The sequence below is a fragment of the Streptomyces sp. NPDC102278 genome (assembly GCF_044766345.1).
Taxonomy (GTDB): Bacteria; Actinomycetota; Actinomycetes; order Streptomycetales; family Streptomycetaceae; genus Streptomyces.
The window spans coordinates 314,744-334,512 of the sequence record NZ_JBIWLV010000004.1; the positions used below are offsets into that span (position 1 = coordinate 314,744).

The window sequence follows — 19,769 nt, forward strand, 5'->3', positions numbered from 1 at the left end:
CATGCCTGCAAAGGGTAAGCACCGCCGTCCCAAGTCCCGTTCGCTGTCCCGCGGGTTCGCCGTCGCGGGAACCGGCGGCGCGGCTCTCGCCCTGCCGCTGATCGGGGCCGCCGGCGCCCACGCGGCCGGCGCTCCCGCCGCGGCCCCGGCCACCGCGCCCGTGTCGGCCCCGGCCGCCGCGCCGGAGTCGGCCCCGCAGGCCCCGGCGTCCTTCCAGGCCGCACCCGTCGCCGCGAAGGCCGCGCCGACCGTCTACACCGTCGTGTCGGGCGACTACCTCTCGAAGATCGCCGCCGACCGTCACCTCTCCGGCGGCTGGGAGCGGCTGTACGCCGACAACCAGCAGGCCGTCGGCTCCGACCCCTCGCTGATCCACCCCGGTCTGAAGCTGACCCTCGGCGCGGCGGCCCCCGCCGCCGAGTCCGCCCCCGCCCCGGCCCGCCCGTCGGCGTCGCAGCCGCGCTCCGAGAAGAAGGACGCGGCCCCCGCTCCGCGGTCGACCGACCGGTCCTCCGGCGCGACTCAGGCCGACTCCGACGCCGGCTCCGGTGACCAGACCCCCGCCGAGCGGCCCGCTACCTCCGGCGGCCAGGGCGGCGACACCTCCGCGGACGCCGGCACGGGCACCGGCTTCGTGGCCCCGGTCGGCGGCGGGGTCTCCACCCAGTACCGCGCCTCCGGCGCCATGTGGTCCTCCGGTTACCACACCGGCGTCGACTTCATCGCGAGCTCCGGCACCACCGTCAAGGCCGTCGGCGCCGGCACCGTCGTCTCCGCCGGATGGGGCGGCGCGTACGGCAACGAGGTCGTGATCCGGCACGCGGACGGCAAGTACTCGCAGTACGGCCACATGTCCTCGCTGTCCGTCTCGACCGGCCAGAGCGTCACGCCCGGACAGCGGATCGGGCTCTCCGGTTCCACCGGCAACTCCTCCGGCCCGCACCTCCACTTCGAGATCCGCACCGGCCCGTCCTACGGCTCCGACGTCGACCCGCTGGCCTACCTGCGCTCGAAGGGCGTCAGCATCTGACGCACGACCCGCAGGAGCACCGACACGCGTGAGGCCGGGACCGACGGGGCCCCGGCCTCACGCGATTCTTATTCCTCGTATGCAGGGTGGGATAGATCACGGTCCGTCAACCCCTCATTACGTTGGCGTAGGTCGGCCGCGGGGGTGAAGGATGTCGAACTGTGGCAGCGACGAAGACGACACTCAAGACCATCGGCTCGTACGCGGCGATCGGGGACAGCTTCACCGAGGGCGTGGGGGATCCGGGACCCGGGGATTCGTTCCTCGGCTGGGCGGACCGGCTGGCCGTCCTCCTGGCCGATCGGCGCGAAGAACACGATTTCCGGTACGCCAACCTGGCCGTGCGCGGAAAGCTCCTCGACCAGATCGTGGCCGACCAGGTACCCAGGGCCAAGGCCCTCGCGCCGGACCTGGTCACCTTCTGTGCGGGCGGCAACGACATCATCCGGCCGGGCAGCGACCCGGACGCCACGGCGGAACGCTTCGAGGCGGCCGTGGCCGACCTCGTCGGCTCCGTCGGACAGGTCATGATCACGACCGGGTTCGACACCCGGAGCGTTCCGGTCCTGCGCTACATGCGGGGCAAGATCGCCACGTACAACGCGCACGTGCGGGCCGTGGCCGACAAGTACGACTGCCCGGTCCTCGACCTCTGGTCCCTGAAGTCCGTACAGGACCGCCGGGCCTGGGACGGCGACCGGCTGCACCTCTCGCCCGAGGGCCACACCCGCGTCGCGCTGCGCGCCGCGCAGGTGCTCGGCCTGGACGTGCCGACCGACCCCGACCAGCCGTGGCCGCCGGAGCGCCCGCGCGGCTCGGTGGACGTGACGCGGGACAACATCCAGTGGGCGCGCGAACACCTGGTGCCGTGGATCGGCCGACGGCTGCGCGGGGAGTCCTCCGGGGACCACGTCGCGGCGAAGCGCCCCGACCTGCTGCCCCTGTAGGGCCGGGGGATCCGCCGACCGGGTCGTACGGGACGACGGCCCGAGGAGTCGGTGGGCGGGAGCGGAATCCTTCGGGGCCGGTGTGCGTTGGGATGGTCGTAGTCGTACGACCGTCCTGCCCCGATCCACCCAGGAGGCGCCTTGACCGGCTCCCGTCCCCTGCGTCCCCGGCTGCGCGCCCTGCGGCCCGAAGCCTTCGGCGCGGACCCGTCAGGCGCCCGCCTGGAGCGGATCCTGCGTTCCCCGAACTTCGCCGACGGCGTCTTCCAGAACCCGGTCGGCGCCCGGACCAGGCCCTCCGGCTCGATGGCGGAGTTCGCCAAGATCTACTTCCACAAGGAACAGCGGGCCCGGCGCAGCCCCTCCGCCGCGATCCCCGTCTATCCGACGACCCTCGCCGAACTGGCGAAGCCGCCGGTCGGCGGACTGCGCCTGACCTGGATGGGGCACTCCAGCGTGCTCGCCGAGATCGACGGTCGCAGGGTGCTCTTCGATCCGGTGTGGGGCGAGCGCTGTTCCCCCTTCCCCTTCGCCGGACCCAAGCGGCTGCACCCCGTGCCCGTGCCGCTGGCCTCCCTGGGCGACGTGGACGTGGTCGTGATCTCGCACGACCACTACGACCACCTCGACCTTCCGACGATCAAGGCGCTGGCCGGCAGGGACATCGTCTTCGCCGTCCCGCTAGGCGTCGGAGCCCACCTGGAGCGCTGGGGAGTCCCCGCCGACCGGATCCGCGAGCTCGACTGGAACGAGACCACCGAGGTCGCCGGGCTCTCGCTGACGGCCACCCCGGCCCGGCACTTCTGCGGCCGGGGACTGCGCAACCAGCAGTTCACCCTGTGGGCCTCCTGGGTGGTCGCGGGGGAGCGGCACCGGATCTACCACAGCGGGGACACCGGCTACTTCCCCGGCTTCAAGGAGATCGGCGCGACGCACGGCCCCTTCGACGCCACGATGATCCAGATCGGCGCGTACTCCGAGTACTGGAGCGAGATCCACATGACGCCCCAGGAGGGCATGCAGGCCCATCTGGACCTCCAGGGCGGCATCCCGCACGGCACGATGCTGCCCATCCACTGGGGCACCTTCAACCTGGCCCTGCACCCCTGGGACGAACCCGGCGAGGGCACGGTGACCGCGTCCCGGGAGACCGGTTCCGCCATCGCCCTGCCGGTACCGGGCCAGCCGTTCGAACCGGGCGCCTCCGACGCGCCCGTCGAACCGTGGTGGCGGCCCTTCGTCTCCGCCGAACCCGCCCCCGCCCGTACGACGCCGGCCACGCCGACGGCCCCCGCGCCGGCCACGGCCCCGGCCCCGGTCGCCACCGGGCGGGAGGAGTCGGAGGCCGTCGGGTCGTAGGGGCGGCCCCGATCGGGCCGGGGCGGCCGGGCCGATCCGGCCCGATCGGCACGACACCGCCCGGCGGAGCCGATCGGGACGGCCCTGCTCCGGCCACCCCGGGGGGCGCGGGCGCGCGCCCGGACGGCGTACGCCCCGGCCCGCCCGGGCGTGCGCGCTCCCGGCGGATTCGGGCTGTCGTACGAGCGCTCCGTCGCAAGCGGGAAGCACCCCCGCCAAGTTCCCCAACTGGCGGTCCCGGGCGGGAGAGTGCGGTCTAGCGTGGGTATCCGGTGATCAACGCCGGGCCTCGGCACATCCGGGGGCCCGGGCCCCACGTACCGAGGACGCCGATGTCCGGACTCCGCGCCGCCCGCCACCACTCCCCGTCGAGACACGCCGCCACCGGTCCCGGCCGGCAGATACGCCCCCAGATGCTCCGCGCCACCGTCCTGCCCACCCTCGCCGCCGGACTCAGCGGCGCGGCCGCGGTGATCTTCACGCTCCAGCTCGGCGGAGGCGCCGGCGACCGGGACGCGCGGTTGTGGCCGGTGCTCGGGGGCTGCGCGCTGCTCGTGGTCGGGGCGCTCGCAGCGGCCCTGCTCGGCGGGCAGCGCGCGGCAAAGGCGGTCCGCGACCGGTGCGAGGCCCTGCGCCGCTCCAGCGTGCGAGGCCGTCAGGAACTGCGCACGGCCGCCGACCGGCTGGAACGGGGCGAGGCCGCGGCCCGGCCGGTGCGCGGCGGCCCGAGCGGGCCGGCGCCGGCCACCGATCCGGCGGGAGTGGACGAGTTCTGGCTGCTCTCCCAGGAACTGCGGGGCGCCCGGGAACAGGCCCACACGACCCTCGTCCGGCTGGCCGCTCCGGTCACCCCGTCCGACAGCGACCGCAAGGTCGAGGTCTTCGTCAACCTCGCGCGCCGGCTCCAGTCCCTGGTGCACCGGGAGATCGCCCTCCTTGACGACCTGGAGGACACCGTCGAGGATCCCGACCTGCTCAAGCAGCTCTTCCACGTCGATCACCTCGCCACCCGGATCCGCCGCCACGCCGAGAACCTCGCCGTGCTCGGCGGCGCCCCCTCCCGGCGCCAATGGACCCGACCCATCGATCTGAGCGAGGTACTGCGGTCCTCCGTCGCCGAGGTCGAGCAGTACACGCGGGTGAAGGTGGTGCCCCCGGCGGGCGGTACCGTCCGCGGGCACGCCGTCGCGGACGTGGTGCACCTGCTGGCCGAACTCGTCGAGAACGCCACCGTCTTCTCCGCCCCCGACACCGACGTGACGGTGCGCGCCGAGCGCGTGACCGCGGGAATCGCGGTCGAGGTGGAGGACCGGGGACTGGGCATGCCCGTCGAGGAGCAGCACCGGATGAACGCCCTGCTGGGCGATCCCGACCAGGTCAACGTCCGGCACCTGCCGGCGGACGGTCGGATCGGGCTGTTCGTGGTCGCGGCGCTGGCCCGGCGGCACGGGATCGCCGTCGAGCTTAAGTCCAACATCTACGGCGGGGTGCTCGCCGTGCTCGTCCTGCCGCAGGAACTGCTGGGCGCGGAGGCACCGCACGCCTCCGACGCGCAGGGCGGCGGCTCGCGGGCCGGATCGTGGGCCGGGTCGCGGGCTGCCGGGTCGTGGGGATCCGGAGAACCGGCCACGATGGCGCCACCGGCGCCCGTACGGGTGCCCGCCCCACCGCGCCGGCCCGAGCACGCTGTCGAGGACGCCGGGGTGCTCCTCGGCACGGTCGTCCCCGAGAGCGTTCCCGAGACCGTCCGCGCGGCCGTCAGCGCGGCCGTCCCCGTGGTTCCCGCGGCTGTCCCCGGCGCCTGGGCGGACACGGACCCGCCGCCGCTGCCCCGACGGAACACCCGCGCGCACCTCGTCCCCGGGTCCGGCGAGGACGCCGGCCCGAGCCGGGCACCGGAGGCCGAACCACCCGTGCATGACCCCGGGTTGATGGCCGCCTTCCAACGGGGCTTCGGTCAGGCGCGGTCGCAGTGGCCCGCATGAGCGCGACCCCCACCACCCCTCTCACGACCCCCACCCCACACCTCGGCAAGGAGCACACCCCCATGGGCGGCGAAGTGGCGACGAAGACGGTCAGGCTCTCCGATCTCGACTGGCTGCTCAGCGGGCTGGTCCAGCGGGTGCCGTACACCCGCGGCGCCGTCCTGCTCACCGTGGACGGACTCGTCACCTGCGCGTACGGACTGGACGCCGACGACGCCGACCACATGGCGGCGCTGGCCTGCGGGCTCTACTCCCTGGGGCGCGGGGCCGGTTCGCGCTTCGCGGACGGCGCGGAGGTCCGGCAGGTGGTGGTCGAACTGGACACGGCTCTCGTCTTCGTGTCGGCGGCAGGCTCCGGAACCTGCCTGGCGGTGCTCGCGGACGGGGAGGCGGACGCCGGGGTCCTCGGCTACGAGATGGCGATGCTCGTCAAGAGCGTCCGCCCGTACCTGGCGGCGCCGCCGAGGCGGCCCGTCGCCGCCGACGCGGAGCGATGAGGGCGCGGGCAGGGGGGACGCACACGTACGGCGCGGGGCGGGACACTCCCTGGCTGGACGACACGGCGGGCCGGGTGACGCGCCCGTACACCGCGAGCGGCGGTCGGACCCGACCGACCGTCGCCCTCGATCTGCTCTCGCTGGTGACGGCGACCGGCGTACGCCCGCGTGCGCCGCTCGGACCCGAGCACACCCTTGTCCTGAGCTTCTGCGCGGGCGTGGCGGCGGTCACGGTCGCCGAGGTGGCGGGGCACCTGCGGCTCCCGACGGTGGTGGTGAAGGTACTGCTGGGCGACCTCCTCGAACACGGGGCCGTCACGGCGCAGGCACCGCGCCACCTGGACGGCGCCTCGCTGATCGCAGACGACCAGACCCTGCTGCGGGCGGTCCTCGACGGCCTGCACCGGTGCCTGTGACGCCCGCCCCCGCCCGCTCCGCGCCACGCGAGCCGCCCGAACCCGCGCCGCCCGACCCATCACGCTCTCGGATCCGGGGGAACCGCATGACCCTGTACGCATCGACCGGCCACCTGCTCCTCACCCCAGTGGACCGGGAGGCGCCGGCGCGCACCCCGCGACTGCGCGAACTGGGCCTCGGGGAGCGGGCGGACCCGGAACTCGACGCCTTCGCACGACGCGTCACCGAGACGCTGGAGTCGCCCTACGCGGGGGTCAACTTCATCGGGGAGGAGCGGCAGTTCTTCGCCGGGCTGCACCGCGTGCCGGACGCCCCGCGGCGCGGCTATCCGGCACGTTCCCTGCCCCGGGACCACGGCTACTGCCCGTACGTGGTCGTCCGGCGCCGGGCGCTGGCCCTTGAGGACGTACGGGACTTCGCCCGCTTCGCCGGGAACGCGGTCGTGGACGGCAGCGGCGTGCGGTCCTACCTGGGAGCCCCGTTGACCGACCGGCGGGGGTTCGTCCTGGGGACGGTGTGCGCCGTGGACCTGGTGCCGAGGCGCTGGGGACTGGACGGACTGGCCGCGCTGAAGGGCCTCGCGGAGGAGCTGATCGAGCTGGTGCACACGCGCGAGGACCGGCAAGGCACTTCCCGGGTCAAGCCCCCGCCGTCAGGCGCGGGGGCCCAGGAAGGCGGAGATCCGCTGCCGTAGTCCGGCGGGATCCAGCCCGTGCGCCGCGGTGTGTTCGGCGATCGTGCCGTAGCGGCGGAGTTCGGCCCGCGAGACCCCGAGGCCCAGGACGCGGTGGGGGAGGTCGGCGAGCGCGTCGTTGGCGGCGGCCGTGGAAGTGCCGGCCAGGTACGGCTCGACGAGCACGACGTCGGCCGGACCCGGGCCGACGGCCGCGCGCAGTGCCGCGCCGTCGAAGGGCCGAACGGTCGTCGCGTAGAGGACGCTGACGTCCATGTCCCGCGTCGCGGCCAAGACGTCGTCCAACAGCGGGCCGACGGCGAGCACCACGCCGCCGCGTCCTTCCCGCACCGTCCGGAAGCCCAGGCCGGAGAAGGGGCGCGAGCGGCTGTTCTCCTGCGCGGAGAGGCGGACGTACACCCGCTCGTCGCCGGCGGCGTAGGCGTGCCGCAGGAGTTCCTCGGCCTCGTCGGGATGGCCGGGCACGTGGATCGTCCAGCCGTCGAGGGTGTCCAACAGGGCCACGTCGCCCGGTGACATGTGGGTGAAACCGCCGGCGGGCCAGTCGTAGCTCGCGCTCGCGCTGACCAGCACGCCGCCGGTGCCCTGATGTCCGAAGTCCAGCTTGACCTGCTCGAACGGCCGCTCCACGAGGAAGCTCGCGAAGGTGTGCATGATCGGGCGCATCCCGGTGAGGGCCAGGCCCCCGCCGACACCCACGAGCAACTGTTCGCGGATCCCGACATTGACGACCCGGTCCGGGTGGCGTTCTCGGGCCGGGCGGAATCCGTCCATGGTGATCTCGGCGAGCACGAGGGCCAGCCGGGGATCCTCGTCGAGCAGCCGTGACGTGACCGCGATGAACCGTTCCCGCATGGTGTCCATGTTCTTCCCTGCCCCTTGGCTTCTGCTTCTCACAAGACGTCCGGTGCGGACTTCCGATCCGGACTTCCGATCCGGTCGTCCGATCGGTCTGACAAGTACGTCTGATCAGAACTTCTTCTCGACGCGGGCGACGACGGCGTGCGGTCGACCCGGGTGCGCCATGGTGAAGGCGGCGTGCAGGGCCTCGTGGTCCCGTCCGTCCACGGTGACCGCCGACCAGCCCGCCGCCTCGAAGCGGGAGGCGATCCCGCCCGGCCACCCGTGGGTCGCGGAGTCGTTGTCGATCACCACCGTGTGCAGCCGGTCCAGGCCGGCCGGGCCCGCGTGGGCGATCGCCTCGTGGTTGCTGCCCTCGTCCAGCTCGGCGTCCCCGATCAGCACCCACACCGCCGGTTCGTCCAGCCCCTGGGCCCGCAACCCGAGCGCGCTGCCGACCGCCAGCGGCAGCCCGTGCCCGAGCGAGCCACTGCCGATCTCCACGCCGGGGATCAGGGTGCGGTCCGGGTGGTGGCCGAGCGGGGAGTCGTACGAGCCGAACCCGGTCAGCCACTCGACGGGGAAGAACCCCTTCGCGGCGAGCACGGCGTAGTAGGCCATGGGCCCGTGTCCCTTCGAGAGCAGGAACCGGTCCCGCTCGGGATCCCGGGCGGACTCGGGCCCCACCCGCAACACCCGGTCGTAGAGCACCCACAACACGTCGAGCGTGGACGTGGCGGCGGGCCCGTGCTTCTCGGCCCCGGTCATGAGGGCGATGAGTCGGCCCAGGTCTTCGTGGCGGAACCCGGTGTCCGCAGTTGCCTGTGTCATGCGTCCAACCGTGCAACCTCAAGTCGACTTGAGGTCAAGCGCCCGTCGAGGCGCCCGTCGAGGCGGCGGCCGAAGCGGCCGGGGATCGGGTCCGGGGATCGGCTCCGGGGATCGGCTCCGGGAAAGGTGCGCGCGACCACCCTCCGAAGTGCGGTATTGTTCTCGTGCCAGTTCAACCCGGGGAAACCCCCAGGTCAGCGGGCATCGGGACGTGGCGCAGCTTGGTAGCGCACTTGACTGGGGGTCAAGGGGTCGCAGGTTCAAATCCTGTCGTCCCGACCAGCGTTTCTCGCAGGTCGGAGGCCGTTCTCTCTACGTGAGAGGACGGCCTTTCGTGTGTTCGGGGTCCGGTCGCGTCGGGGGCCGGGGGAGGTGCTCGCCACATTCGGGGCACCCGTCATCGGTGATGTGTACCCGCTCCGTTAACATGTTCGAGCAAACAATGATCATAGGTTGAATTCATATAAATCGGCTGAAAATTGATATCTAGGGTGTCGCGATCCCTCTCGCGAAATGGCGGCGGGATCGGGTTCGTCGGGTGGCGTCGACCACGGGTCCTGTTGTGGGGCGCGGTGGGTGTGGTCGCCCTCGGGTTCCTCGTCGCGCTGGAGATCGCCGCGCGCCATTACGGCGTGCCGGGTCCGGTGACCGTTCAGGCGCGCGAGGTGATCTTCGCGCCCCAGTCGGGGACCGTGCTGTACGCCAGCATGGCCTTGATGATGGTGGTGCTCACCTGGCGGCAGCGGTTCATCGCGGTCGGCACGGCGATCGGCATCGACCTGGTGTTCTGGCTCGTGCGGTGGCTCGCCGGCGCCCAGATGATGTTCGGCAACGGCGCGTTGTGGGTGACCCTGGGCTGCGCCGTCATCGCGGTCACGCGCCGCACCGGCCCGGAGCGCGCCCTGCTGCTCAAAGGCGTCGGGCTGGCCCTGCTGCTGGTCGCCGGCCGCAAGACCGGGTACACCTGGCTGCTGATCACGTCGAAGACCCGGCCGCTGGTGCTCGACCAGTACGTGGCGACAGCCGACCACGCGCTGGGCAACCCTTCGTGGGTCGTGGGTCGCATGGTCGAGGCCACCGGCGCGGTCGGCGCCAACGTCCTCGACTGGGTCTACATCCAGCTGGCGGTCGCCGCGGTCGCCGTCGCGCTGTACCAGCTGCGCAACGTGCGGATCGAGCGCCGCTTCCCGAGCCACCACCTGGTGCGCACGTTCCTGGTCATCGGCCTGCTCGGGCCGGGCATCTACATGATCTACCCGGTGGTCGGGCCGATCTTCGCCTACGGCGCCGACGGCGGGCAGTGGGCGCTGGCCGACCTGTGGCCGAACACCGCGCCGCCGCTCGGCGTCCCGCAGGCGATGCCCTTCGACGAGTTCACCCCGCGCAACTGCATGCCCAGTCTGCACACGGCTTGGGCCACAGCGATCTTCGTCCATTCCCGCAGGGGCCCGCGTGCCCTGCGCTACGCGGGCACGTTCTGGTTGATCGCGACGCTCGGCGCGACGCTGGGCTTCGGTTACCACTACGGCGCGGACATCATCGCCGGCGTGGTGTTCACGCTCACCATCGAAGCGGGACTGCGGTCGCTCGCCCGCGGCTGGGACCGGTCGGGAGCCCGACTGGTGGCCCACGGCGCGGCGGTGTTCGTCGCGCTCCTGGTGTCGTACCGCCACCTGTCGACGGAGATGGCCGGCCACCCTTGGGTGTTCGGACCGTTGCTGCTCCTGGCGACGGGCTCCGTGGTCTACGGCTACGTGCGCACCACCAGGTCCTGGGAACGCGAGCCCGCCCCGGCGCGCATCCCGGAACAGCGACGCGAACCCCAGCCCGAACTGGTCTAGGGCCCGATCCGAAAGACAGGCCCTGGCCGCGTCGCGGCGGCTCAGGCGGTCGCGGGGCCGTCGGGCAGGGGCTCCCGTCGCGCCCACCAGGTATCAGGGATCGCGGCCGTGCCGGTGCGCGCGGCGACCGTGCCGCCGGTGATCGCGCAGTTGGTGTCGACGTCGCCGAGCCCCTCCGCCGTGGTCCACAGCGCGTCGAGGAGGCTGTCCAGGTGCCGGGCGGCGGACCACAGGGCGAAGGGCACCGTGTCGCTCGCGCGGATCGACCGGCCGTTGCCGAGCACGTCGGCCGCCTCGCCCGGCCCCGTGCCGGCGGGCAGTTCGGCGGCCCGGCGCAGGCCCTGCGCGACCTGTCCGGCGGGTGTGAACGCGACCACCTCCCGGAGGAAGTCCGCCGCCCGCGGAACGGGCCGGCCCCGACCGCGCGCGGCCAGGGCCGCCGCGACGGCCACCGCCACGGCGCCCGCGATCGCCTCCGGGTGGGCGTGGGTGACCTCGGCCGACAGGACGGCCTGGTCCGTCACCTCGTCCAGGTCCGCGTGGAACCACGCGCCCAGCGGCGCCACCCGCATCGCCGCGCCGTTGCCGAGACTGCCCTGACCGTCGAAGAGGTTCCTCGCCTCGGTGCGCCAACTCGACGGCCGCTTCGCCAGTTCCGGGAGCAGCCGGCGCATGCCGTGGCCGTAACCGCGGTGGGCGTCCGCCACGTAGGCCGCGCCGAACGCCTGCGCCAACCGGTCCTGACGTACCGTGCCGTGCTCCCTCAGCACCTGGAGCAGCGACACCGCCATCGCCGTGTCGTCGGTCCAACGCCAGGCCGGCTCCTGCGGCTCGCGGCGCGCCCGGATCCCTTCGAGCGCCGAGTCGCCGGGTCGGAAGTACGCAGACCACAGCTCCCCGAAGGCATCGCCGAGGGCCAGGCCTTCGAGGGCGTCACGCGCGGCGTCCATGGGTGTCGTCATGGCGTGCATGCTGCCGGTGCGACCGGCCCTCGCGCACGCGTTTTTACCCGTCCCTGCCCCGCGCCGGCCCGCCGGGAGTCGCACCGGTGTCCCGGGCGGGTGCCCGAGGGGGCTCAGGCGCCGGCCAGGAGGAGCCCGCCCATGGTGACCATCGTCGCGGCGACCAGCCCGTCCAGGACCCGCCAGGCCGAGGGCCGGGCGAGGAGACCGCTGAGCAGCCGCGATCCGTAGCCGAGCGCGCTGAACCACGTCAGGCTGGCCAGGACGGCGCCGCCGCCGAAGGCCCAGCGCAGATCGCCCCGGTCGGCCGCGAGGGAGCCCACGAGCAGGACGGTGTCCAGGTAGACGTGCGGGTTCAGCCAGGTCATGGCCAGGCAGGTCAGCACGGCCGCGCGGGCGGACCCGGGGGCCGTGCCCCGCGCGGTGAGCGCCGCGCCGGGAACGGGCCGCAGCACCCGGCGGGCCGCGAGGACCCCGTAGCAGATCAGGAAGGTGCCGCCGGCGATCCCGACGGCGGTCAGCGCGGCCGGCCAGGCACTGACGAAGGCCCCGACCCCCGCCACGCCGAGCAGGATGAGGAGCGCGTCGGAGACGGCGCAGATGGCCACCACCGGGAGGACCGATTGCCGGCGCGCCCCCTGGCGCAGGACGAACGCGTTCTGGGCGCCGATGGCGACGATGAGGGAGAGACCGGTGCCGAAACCCGCGAGACCCGCCGTGGTGATGCCGTGTGTCATGGATCCGACCGTAGACAGGCGCGTCGGTTCAGTACAGCTAAAGTTTTTTACGTACCCTTAGCGCTCGTGATGGAAGAGCTTCCCCTGGAACAGGTGCGGACCCTGCTCGCCGTGGTCGACGAGGGCACCTTCGACGCCGCCGCAGCCGCCCTGCACGTGACCCCCTCCGCGATCAGTCAGCGGGTGAAGGCCCTGGAACAGCGCACGGGCCGGGTGCTGCTGATGCGGACCAAGCCGGTGCGGGCGACGGAGTCCGGGCAGGTGGTGATCCGGTTCGCCCGCCAACTGGCCCGGCTGGAGCGGGACGCCCGCGCCGAGCTGGGGCTGGGCGCGGACGAGGCGCGGGAGCCGGTCCGCCTGCCGATGGCGGTCAACGCGGACTCGCTGGCCACCTGGCTGCTGCCGGCGCTGACCCGCGTGCCCCGGGACCCGCCCGTCTGCTTCGAGCTGCACCGCGAGGACGAGGGACACACCACCACGCTGCTCCGGGAGGGGCAGGTGATGGCGGCGGTCACCTCCACGCCCGACCCGGTGGCCGGGTGTACGGTGCGGGCGCTCGGGCTGGCGCGCTACCTGCCGGTGGCGCGGCCCGACTTCGCCGCGCGGTACCTGACCGGGTCGTTGGGGCGGGACCTGCGGGAGGCGCCGGTGATCGTCTTCGATCGGCGGGACGAGCTCCAGGACCGGTTCGTGCGGGCCTTGGCGCGCGGCGCGGGCGCGGGGGCGAGTTCACATCGGCACCACGTGCCGACCTCGGAGGGGTTCCGCGACGCCGTGGCCGCCGGCCTGGGCTGGGGGCTGGTGCCGCAGTCGCAGGCCGAACCACTGCTGCGGACCGGGGAACTGGCCCTGCTCACGCCGGAGCGGACGCTGGACGTGCCGTTGTACTGGCAGCAGTGGAAGCTCGACTCGCCCGTGCTCGCCGTGGTCGCGAAGGTGATCGCGGAGGCCGCGGGGGAGGCGCTGCTGCCTCCGACGCGCTGAGTCGGGCAGGTCCTACGCTGTCGACATGGAGTCCTACACGATCGGCCAGGCGGCGCGGCTGCTCGGGGTGAGCGTCGACACGGCGCGCCGCTGGGCCGACGCCGAACGTTTCCCCACCCGTCGGGAGGGCTCTCGGCGCATGGTCGAGGGCCCCGACCTGGCGGCCTTCTGCGTGCAGGTGGCGCGGGAGGGCGACGACGAGGAGGCCCCCCACACCTCGGCCCGCAACGCCTTCCCCGGCATCGTCACCGCCGTGAAACTCGGCACGGTCGACGCGCAGGTCGAGATCCAGGCGGGACCGCACCGGGTCGTTTCCCTGCTGACCCGGGAGGCGGTGGAGGAACTGGGGCTGGAGGTCGGCGCGCGGGCGATCGCCCGGGTGAAGTCGACGAGCGTGTTCGTCGACCGGGGTTGAACCGCGCGACCTTGTCGTACGGGCGGGTCAGGATGGTGATCACCGTCGTGTAGGCGATGCGTCCCGACCGTCGCGGGGGAGGCTGATCGTGGCGACGCCCCGCCGCGGCGCGGGGCCGGTGGTGTCCGGGGTCGCGCACCCGCGTGGCGGTGGCAGACTGGCGGCTGATCCGCCGAAGGGGAGTACGTCGTTGTCCATGTTCAGCAACCTGCGCCGGGCCGTGCGCCGCGGCTACCGGCGGGCCGTCGACCTCAGCCACCCGGCCCGATCCCCCCTCGGCAGCGCGGTCGTCAACTGCCTCGTCTACCGCGACGGCATGCGCCAGGAGGACTGCGGGGAGGTGGAGGAGGCGCTGCGCCGGGTCCGCAAGAGCGGCGAGGGGTTCGTCTGGGTCGGCCTGCACGAACCGACGCAGGAGGAGATCACCGGGCTCGCCGGGCTGTTCGACCTGCACCCGCTCGCCGTCGAGGACGCCGTGAACGCCCACCAGCGGCCCAAGGTGGAGCGGTACGACGACACCCTCTTCGCCGTGTTCAAGACCGTTCGCTACGTCGAGCACGAGGAGCTGACGGCGACCAGCGAGGTCGTGGAGACCGGCGAGTTGATGGCCTTCGTCGGCGAGGACTTCGTCCTCACCATCCGGCACGGCGGCCGCGGCACCCTCGGCCCCGTCCGGGAGGCACTGGAAGGCGCTCCGGAGCAGCTCGCCAAGGGTCCGGCGGCCGTTCTGCACGCCATCGCCGATCACGTGGTCGACGACTACGTGGCCGTCACCGACGCCGTGCAGAACGACATGGACGCCGTGGAGACCGCGGTGTTCAGCGAGTACGGCGGGCGTGGCGACGCCGGACGGATCTACCAGCTGAAGCGCGAACTCCTCGAACTGCGCCGGGCGGTGGCCCCCGTCGGTCGACCGCTCCACCTGCTGGGCACGGAGCCGATACCGCTCATCCCGCCGGACATCCGCGCGTACTTCCGCGACGTGGCCGATCACCTGACCCGCGCCACCGAGCAGATCGCCGCCTACGACGGTCTCCTCGACTCCATCCTCCAGGCCCACCTCGCGCAGGTGACCGTGGCCCAGAACGAGGACATGCGCAAGATCACGGCATGGGCGGCGATCGTCGCCGTGCCGACGATGGTCTGCGGGGTGTACGGCATGAACTTCGACAACATGCCGGAGCTGCACTGGACGTACGGGTACCCGCTGGTCGTCGGCGTCATGGCGATCGCCTGCTTCGTGATCCACCGGGGATTCCGGCGCAACGGCTGGCTCTGATCCGGAGCGCGGGCGGGGCGGGGGCGAAAGCGTGCGGCCCGGTCGATGATCCGGATCGGCCGGCCGCGCGCCCGGTGTCAACCGGCCAGGCTCATCAGCATCACCGGATCGGACGTCGGCCGGGGCGATCCGCCCGCCGGCTCCAGGGTGACCCCCACGGCGGTGGCCCGGCCGACCGGCCCGGTCATCAGGGTGCTCCCGTCGCCGCCGACCAGGCCCGCCGGCCGCATCCCCGGACCGTCCGCGAACCACAGCTGGTACGTCTTGCCCGCCGGGGCGGGTGCCATCCCGGAGCCGACGAACGCCGCCCGGTCGCGGGCCGCGCTCACCACCACGGTGCCCTTCGCGCCGGACGCGGTGCGACCCACCACCGTCCGCGCGTCCGGGGCGGTGATCACCTCCGTCAGGTTCTGGAGTTCACGCAGCTCCCGGCCGGCCTGGACGGCCTGGTCCCGCTGCCACACCGCCGTACCGCCCAGGGCGAGCGCCCCGGCCAGACAGGCCGCGAGGGCCAGCGGAAGGGCGCGCCGGCGCAGGCTCGGGATGCCCCGACGGGCCGGGGGCAGTTGCCGCACCGTGTCGATCCGGGCCAGTACGTGCGCCCGCATCGCGGGCGGCGCGGGCAGGGCGGTCGCCGAGCCGAGCCGGGCGGCCGTCGCCGTGAACTCCCGTACGTCCTGCGGGCACAGCGCGCACCGGGCCAGGTGGTGCTCGAAGGCGGCCCGTTCCTCGGGGTCCAGGGCGTTCAGGGCGTAGGCGCCGGCGAGGGCGTGCATCTGGTCGGTCCCGGTGCTCATACGTTGACCCCCATGCAGTCGCGCAGGCGGATCAGGCCGTCGCGCAACCGTGTCTTGACCGTGGGCAGCGGGGCGCCGAGGGTCTCCGCGACCTCGCGGTACGTCAGGCCCCCGTAGTAGGCGAGGCTGACGGCCTGCCGCTGGAGTTCGGTGAGTCCGCGCACGCAGCGGCGCACCTGCTCGCTCTCCAGCCGGACCTCCACCTGCTCGCTCACCTCGTCGTAGGGGCGGGTGTGCTCCCGCGCCGCGTTGTCCTGCTCACGGGCCGCCGCCGCCTGCGCGGAGCGGACCCGGTCGACCGCGCGCCGGTGCGCGATCGTCATCACCCAGGTCATGACGCTGCCCTTGTCGGAGCGGTAGCGCGCGGCCTGCCGCCAGACGTCGATCAGCACCTCCTGGGCCACTTCCTCGGACTGCGCCCGGTCCCGCAGGACCTTGACGACGATGCCGTAGACGGGGCCGGCGACCACGTCGTAGAGCGCGGCGAAGGCGTCCTGGTCGCCGCGGGCGACCTGGTCCATCAGGGCGGGCAGGTCGGGGCCGGGCTTCTCCCAGGCCGCGCCGAAGGTCACCGGTTGCCGCACGAGAGCCCCTTTCGCCCGAGGAGCCGGCCGTTTCGAGTACTGGTCATGGCGGGGGTTCCTTCGGGAGCGGCGACGACTGACGAGGGTGGCACATGGAGGGTTTCGTAGCCGGAGCCGCCGTGGATTGGTTTGCTCCGGAAGTGACAACAAGGGTTTTCCGTGTCGCCGATATCTGGTAGTAAAGTTTCCTAACGGAATCGGGAAGCCTCAACCACCGCATGGAGGCCTTGTGTTCACCCCCCAGCGCAAGCACAGGACAGTCGCGCTCGGCGCCCTGCTCGGCGCCGCCCTCCTCGCCGCTCCCGTCGCGGCCCACGCCACGGCGGCCCCGGCCGCCGCTCCCGCCGCCTCCACCGCGGCGGCGGCGACCGGACTCGACGACCCGGCGAAGAAGGACATCGCCATGCAGATCGTCTCCAGCGCGGAGAACTCCTCGCTGGACTGGAAGGCGCAGTACAAGTACATAGAGGACATCGACGACGGCCGCGGCTACACCGCCGGGATCATCGGATTCTGTTCCGGCACCGGCGACATGCTGGACCTCGTCGAGTACTACACCCAGGTCAAGCCGGGCAACGTGCTCGCGAAGTACCTCCCGGCGCTGCGCAAGGTCGACGGCAGCGACTCGCACGCCGGCCTCGACCCGAACTTCACCAAGGACTGGGCCAAGGCCGCCCAGGACACCGAGTTCAAGAAGGCCCAGGACCACGAGCGCGACCGGGTCTACTTCAACCCCGCCGTCAAGCAGGGCAAGACCGACGGCGTCGGCACCCTCGGCCAGTTCGCCTACTACGACGCCATCGTCATGCACGGCGACGGAACCGACTCCACCAGCTTCCGCAACATCCGCAAGCGCGCCCTGACCAAGGCCAAGCCCCCGGCCCAGGGCGGCAACGAGACCACCTGGCTGAACGCCTTCCTCGACGCCCGCGTCTGGGCGATGAAGCAGGAGGAGGCCCACAGCGACACCAGCCGCGTGGACACCGCCCAGCGGGTGTGGCTGAAGAAGGGGAACCTGAACCTCGACACCCCGCTCGACTGGAAGGTCTACGGGGACCCCTTCCACATCGGCTGACCCGCCCCGCGCACCACGCGCACCCCGCGCCCCCTCCGGCGCCCGCACCCCGCGGCCCGGGACGGTCCCCTCCCCGTCCCGGGCCGCGGCCGTGCGACCGGGCGAACGGCGGCGGGTGACGCGTGTCTCCCCCGGGTTCCGGCAGGGGGCTGTCCAGACCGGTCCGATCACGAGATATCTTGATGTCGAGCAATGTTGCAGACGAGAGACGCAGACTGTGGAGCGGAGCATCCGGTGACTGACTCGACCATCATCTACACGCACACTGACGAGGCCCCGGCCCTCGCGACGTATTCCTTCCTGCCTGTGATCCAGGCGTACGCGTCGACGGCCGGTGTGAATGTCGAGACCCGTGACATCTCCCTGGCAGGTCGGATCATCGCCAGCTTCCCCGAGCACCTGGAAGAGGGCCAGCGCATCGCGGACGCCCTCGCCGAGCTGGGCGAACTGGCGAAGACCCCGGGCGCCAACATCATCAAGCTGCCCAACGTCTCGGCCTCGATCCCGCAGCTCAAGGCCGCGGTCGCCGAGCTCCAGGGCCAGGGCTACGCGCTCCCGGACTACCCGGACGACCCGAAGAGCGACGAGGAGCGCGAGATCCGCGCCCGCTACGACAAGATCAAGGGCAGCGCCGTCAACCCGGTCCTGCGCGAGGGCAACTCCGACCGCCGCGCCCCCGCCTCGGTCAAGAACTACGCCAAGGCCCACCCGCACCGCATGGGTGCCTGGACCTCCGAGTCGAAGACGAACGTCGCCACCATGGGCGCCGACGACTTCCGCTCCACCGAGAAGTCCACCGTGATCACCGAGGCCGGCACGCTCCGCATCGAGCACGTGGCCGCCGACGGCACCACCACCGTCCTGCGCGAGTCCGTACCGGTCCTCGCCGGTGAGGTCGTGGACGCGTCCGTCATGCACGTCGACGCGCTGCGCACCTTCCTGAACGCCCAGATCGAGCGGGCCAAGGCCGAGGACGTGCTGTTCTCCGTGCACCTCAAGGCCACGATGATGAAGGTCTCCGACCCCATCGTCTTCGGCCACGTGGTCCGCGCCTTCTTCCCGAAGACCTTCGCCCGCCACGGCCAGACCCTGGCCGCCGCCGGTCTGTCCCCCAACGACGGCCTCGGCACCATCCTGAACGGCCTGGGCGCGCTCCCGGACGCCGCCGCCATCAAGGCCTCCTTCGACGCCGAGCTCGCCGAGGGCCCCGCCCTCGCCATGGTCGACTCGGACAAGGGCATCACCAACCTGCACGTCCCCTCCGACGTGATCGTCGACGCCTCCATGCCGGCGATGATCCGCACCTCCGGTCACATGTGGGGCCCCGACGGCGCCGAGGCCGACACCCTCGCCGTCCTCCCGGACAGCAGCTACGCCGGTGTCTACCAGGCCGTCATCGACGACTGCCGCGCGCACGGCGCCTTCGACCCGTCCACGATGGGCTCGGTGCCGAACGTAGGCCTCATGGCGCAGAAGGCCGAGGAGTACGGCAGCCACGACAAGACCTTCGAGATCGCCGCCGCGGGCACCGTCCGCCTCGTCGACGCCGAGGGCAACGTGGTCCTGGAGCAGAAGGTCGCCAAGGGCGACGTCTTCCGCGCCTGCCAGACCAAGGACGCGCCGATCCAGGACTGGGTCAAGCTCGCCGTCACCCGCGCCCGCGCCACCGGCGACCCGGCCGTCTTCTGGCTGGACGAGGGCCGCGCGCACGACGCGCAGCTGATCGCCAAGGTCAAGACGTACCTCGCCGAGCACGACACCGAGGGTCTGACCATCAAGATCCTCTCCCCGGTCGAGGCCACCGCCTTCTCCCTGGAGCGGATCCGCCGCGGCGAGGACACCATCTCGGTGACCGGCAACGTGCTGCGCGACTACCTGACCGACCTCTTCCCGATCCTGGAGCTGGGCACCAGCGCCAAGATGCTGTCGGTGGTCCCGCTGATGAACGGCGGCGGCCTTTTCGAGACCGGCGCCGGCGGCTCCGCCCCCAAGCACGTGCAGCAGCTCGTCAAGGAGAACTACCTGCGCTGGGACTCCCTCGGTGAGTTCCTCGCGCTGGCCGTCTCCTTCGAGCACCTCGCGACCACCACCGGCAACGCCCGCGCCCAGGTGCTGGCCGACACCCTGGACCGCGCGACCGGCACCTTCCTCAACGAGGACAAGTCGCCGAGCCGCAAGCTGGGCGGCATCGACAACCGCGGCAGCCACTTCTACCTCGCCCTGTACTGGGCGCAGGAGCTGGCCAGGCAGACCGACGACGCCGAGCTCGCCACCGCGTTCGAGGCGCTCGCCAAGACGCTGGGCGAGCAGGAGGACACCATCGTCTCCGAGCTCATCGCGGTGCAGGGCTCCCCGGCCGACATCGGCGGGTACTACCAGCCCGACGCCGCCAAGGCCTCGAAGATCATGCGCCCGTCCGAGACCCTGAACCAGGCGCTCGCGATCCTGGGCTGACGCCCACGGCGTGTCCGCCGACGCCCCGACCGGGACCTCCC

At 72.6% G+C, this 19,769-nt stretch carries 19 protein-coding genes and 1 tRNA gene; 14 read left to right on the forward strand and 6 right to left on the reverse strand.

All coding sequences use genetic code 11. The annotated features are described in order from the left end of the window. Position 1: 1 nt before the first annotated feature. The 7 genes from ACIRO3_RS13675 (at position 2) to ACIRO3_RS13705 (ending at position 6,929) form a co-directional block, all read left to right on the forward strand. Positions 2–1,030: a LysM peptidoglycan-binding domain-containing M23 family metallopeptidase gene (locus ACIRO3_RS13675; RefSeq protein WP_404135885.1), complete on the forward strand. Its 1,029-nt coding sequence runs from the start codon at positions 2–4 to the stop codon at positions 1,028–1,030. A gap of 161 nt (positions 1,031–1,191) precedes the next feature. After that, on the forward strand, positions 1,192–1,977 hold the full coding sequence (locus ACIRO3_RS13680) for an SGNH/GDSL hydrolase family protein (RefSeq protein WP_361772964.1): 786 nt from the start codon (positions 1,192–1,194) through the stop codon (positions 1,975–1,977). A gap of 141 nt (positions 1,978–2,118) precedes the next feature. Next, positions 2,119–3,336, forward strand: a complete 1,218-nt coding sequence (locus ACIRO3_RS13685; protein WP_361772967.1) for an MBL fold metallo-hydrolase — start codon at positions 2,119–2,121, stop codon at positions 3,334–3,336. A 332-nt stretch (positions 3,337–3,668) separates the two neighbouring features. Then, positions 3,669–5,321 carry a sensor histidine kinase gene (locus ACIRO3_RS13690; protein WP_404135889.1) on the forward strand — a complete coding sequence of 551 codons (1,653 nt, stop codon included), beginning with the start codon at positions 3,669–3,671 and terminating at the stop codon, positions 5,319–5,321. A 62-nt stretch (positions 5,322–5,383) separates the two neighbouring features. Beyond that, a complete protein-coding gene (locus ACIRO3_RS13695; protein WP_361773263.1) occupies positions 5,384–5,818 on the forward strand; it encodes a roadblock/LC7 domain-containing protein in 435 nt (144 codons plus the stop codon). After that, on the forward strand, positions 5,815–6,234 hold the full coding sequence (locus ACIRO3_RS13700) for a DUF742 domain-containing protein (protein ID WP_404135892.1): 420 nt from the start codon (positions 5,815–5,817) through the stop codon (positions 6,232–6,234). Before ACIRO3_RS13695 ends, ACIRO3_RS13700 begins: the two co-directional genes overlap by 4 nt. A gap of 86 nt (positions 6,235–6,320) precedes the next feature. Beyond that, on the forward strand, positions 6,321–6,929 hold the full coding sequence (locus ACIRO3_RS13705; protein ID WP_404135894.1) for a GAF domain-containing protein: 609 nt from the start codon (positions 6,321–6,323) through the stop codon (positions 6,927–6,929). Here the strand turns inward: ACIRO3_RS13705 and ACIRO3_RS13710 are convergent. Together ACIRO3_RS13710 and ACIRO3_RS13715 are read right to left on the reverse strand one after the other, a co-directional pair. Further along, positions 6,888–7,793: a transketolase family protein gene (locus tag ACIRO3_RS13710; protein WP_404135897.1), complete on the reverse strand. Its 906-nt coding sequence runs from the start codon at positions 7,791–7,793 to the stop codon at positions 6,888–6,890. The two genes, ACIRO3_RS13705 and ACIRO3_RS13710, sit on opposite strands and share 42 nt — an antisense overlap. Positions 7,794–7,898: 105 nt before the next feature. Continuing rightward, complete coding sequence (locus tag ACIRO3_RS13715) at positions 7,899–8,600, reverse strand: transketolase (protein WP_404135900.1); 702 nt, start codon at positions 8,598–8,600, stop codon at positions 7,899–7,901. A 205-nt stretch (positions 8,601–8,805) separates the two neighbouring features. Between ACIRO3_RS13715 and ACIRO3_RS13720 the strand changes: the two genes are divergently transcribed. Continuing rightward, positions 8,806–8,882, forward strand: a tRNA-Pro gene (locus ACIRO3_RS13720). 242 nt (positions 8,883–9,124) lie between these two features. Beyond that, positions 9,125–10,441, forward strand: a complete 1,317-nt coding sequence (locus ACIRO3_RS13725) for a phosphatase PAP2 family protein (protein ID WP_404136321.1) — start codon at positions 9,125–9,127, stop codon at positions 10,439–10,441. Positions 10,442–10,482: 41 nt separating this feature from the next. On the opposite strand, the gene ACIRO3_RS13730 is transcribed toward ACIRO3_RS13725, so the two are convergent. Continuing rightward, on the reverse strand, positions 10,483–11,403 hold the full coding sequence (locus ACIRO3_RS13730) for an ADP-ribosylglycohydrolase family protein (RefSeq protein ID WP_404135902.1): 921 nt from the start codon (positions 11,401–11,403) through the stop codon (positions 10,483–10,485). Positions 11,404–11,516: 113 nt separating this feature from the next. Beyond that, positions 11,517–12,140 (reverse strand): LysE/ArgO family amino acid transporter, encoded by a 624-nt coding sequence (locus ACIRO3_RS13735; RefSeq protein WP_361772988.1) that lies wholly within the window; start codon positions 12,138–12,140, stop codon positions 11,517–11,519. A gap of 69 nt (positions 12,141–12,209) precedes the next feature. Between ACIRO3_RS13735 and ACIRO3_RS13740 the strand changes: the two genes are divergently transcribed. The 3 genes from ACIRO3_RS13740 (at position 12,210) to corA (ending at position 14,818) form a co-directional block, all read left to right on the forward strand. Further along, positions 12,210–13,124: a LysR family transcriptional regulator ArgP gene (locus tag ACIRO3_RS13740; RefSeq protein WP_404136324.1), complete on the forward strand. Its 915-nt coding sequence runs from the start codon at positions 12,210–12,212 to the stop codon at positions 13,122–13,124. 25 nt (positions 13,125–13,149) lie between these two features. Then, positions 13,150–13,539, forward strand: a complete 390-nt coding sequence (locus ACIRO3_RS13745; RefSeq protein ID WP_404135907.1) for a molybdopterin-binding protein — start codon at positions 13,150–13,152, stop codon at positions 13,537–13,539. A 196-nt stretch (positions 13,540–13,735) separates the two neighbouring features. Continuing rightward, entirely contained in the window at positions 13,736–14,818 is a 1,083-nt protein-coding gene (gene corA / locus ACIRO3_RS13750) for a magnesium/cobalt transporter CorA (RefSeq protein WP_365997593.1), read from the forward strand. Positions 14,819–14,895: 77 nt separating this feature from the next. On the opposite strand, the gene ACIRO3_RS13755 is transcribed toward corA, so the two are convergent. After that, a complete protein-coding gene (locus ACIRO3_RS13755) occupies positions 14,896–15,615 on the reverse strand; it encodes an anti-sigma factor (RefSeq protein ID WP_361772997.1) in 720 nt (239 codons plus the stop codon). Further along, entirely contained in the window at positions 15,612–16,136 is a 525-nt protein-coding gene (sigK, locus tag ACIRO3_RS13760) for an ECF RNA polymerase sigma factor SigK (protein ID WP_404136327.1), read from the reverse strand. Before sigK ends, ACIRO3_RS13755 begins: the two co-directional genes overlap by 4 nt. A gap of 292 nt (positions 16,137–16,428) precedes the next feature. On the opposite strand from sigK, the gene ACIRO3_RS13765 reads away from it, so the two are divergent. Both ACIRO3_RS13765 and ACIRO3_RS13770 read left to right on the forward strand, forming a co-directional pair. Then, positions 16,429–17,274 (forward strand): chitosanase, encoded by an 846-nt coding sequence (locus ACIRO3_RS13765; RefSeq protein WP_361773003.1) that lies wholly within the window; start codon positions 16,429–16,431, stop codon positions 17,272–17,274. A gap of 234 nt (positions 17,275–17,508) precedes the next feature. Further along, positions 17,509–19,728 carry an NADP-dependent isocitrate dehydrogenase gene (locus tag ACIRO3_RS13770; RefSeq protein ID WP_404135911.1) on the forward strand — a complete coding sequence of 740 codons (2,220 nt, stop codon included), beginning with the start codon at positions 17,509–17,511 and terminating at the stop codon, positions 19,726–19,728. The last annotated feature ends 41 nt before the right edge of the window (positions 19,729–19,769 follow it).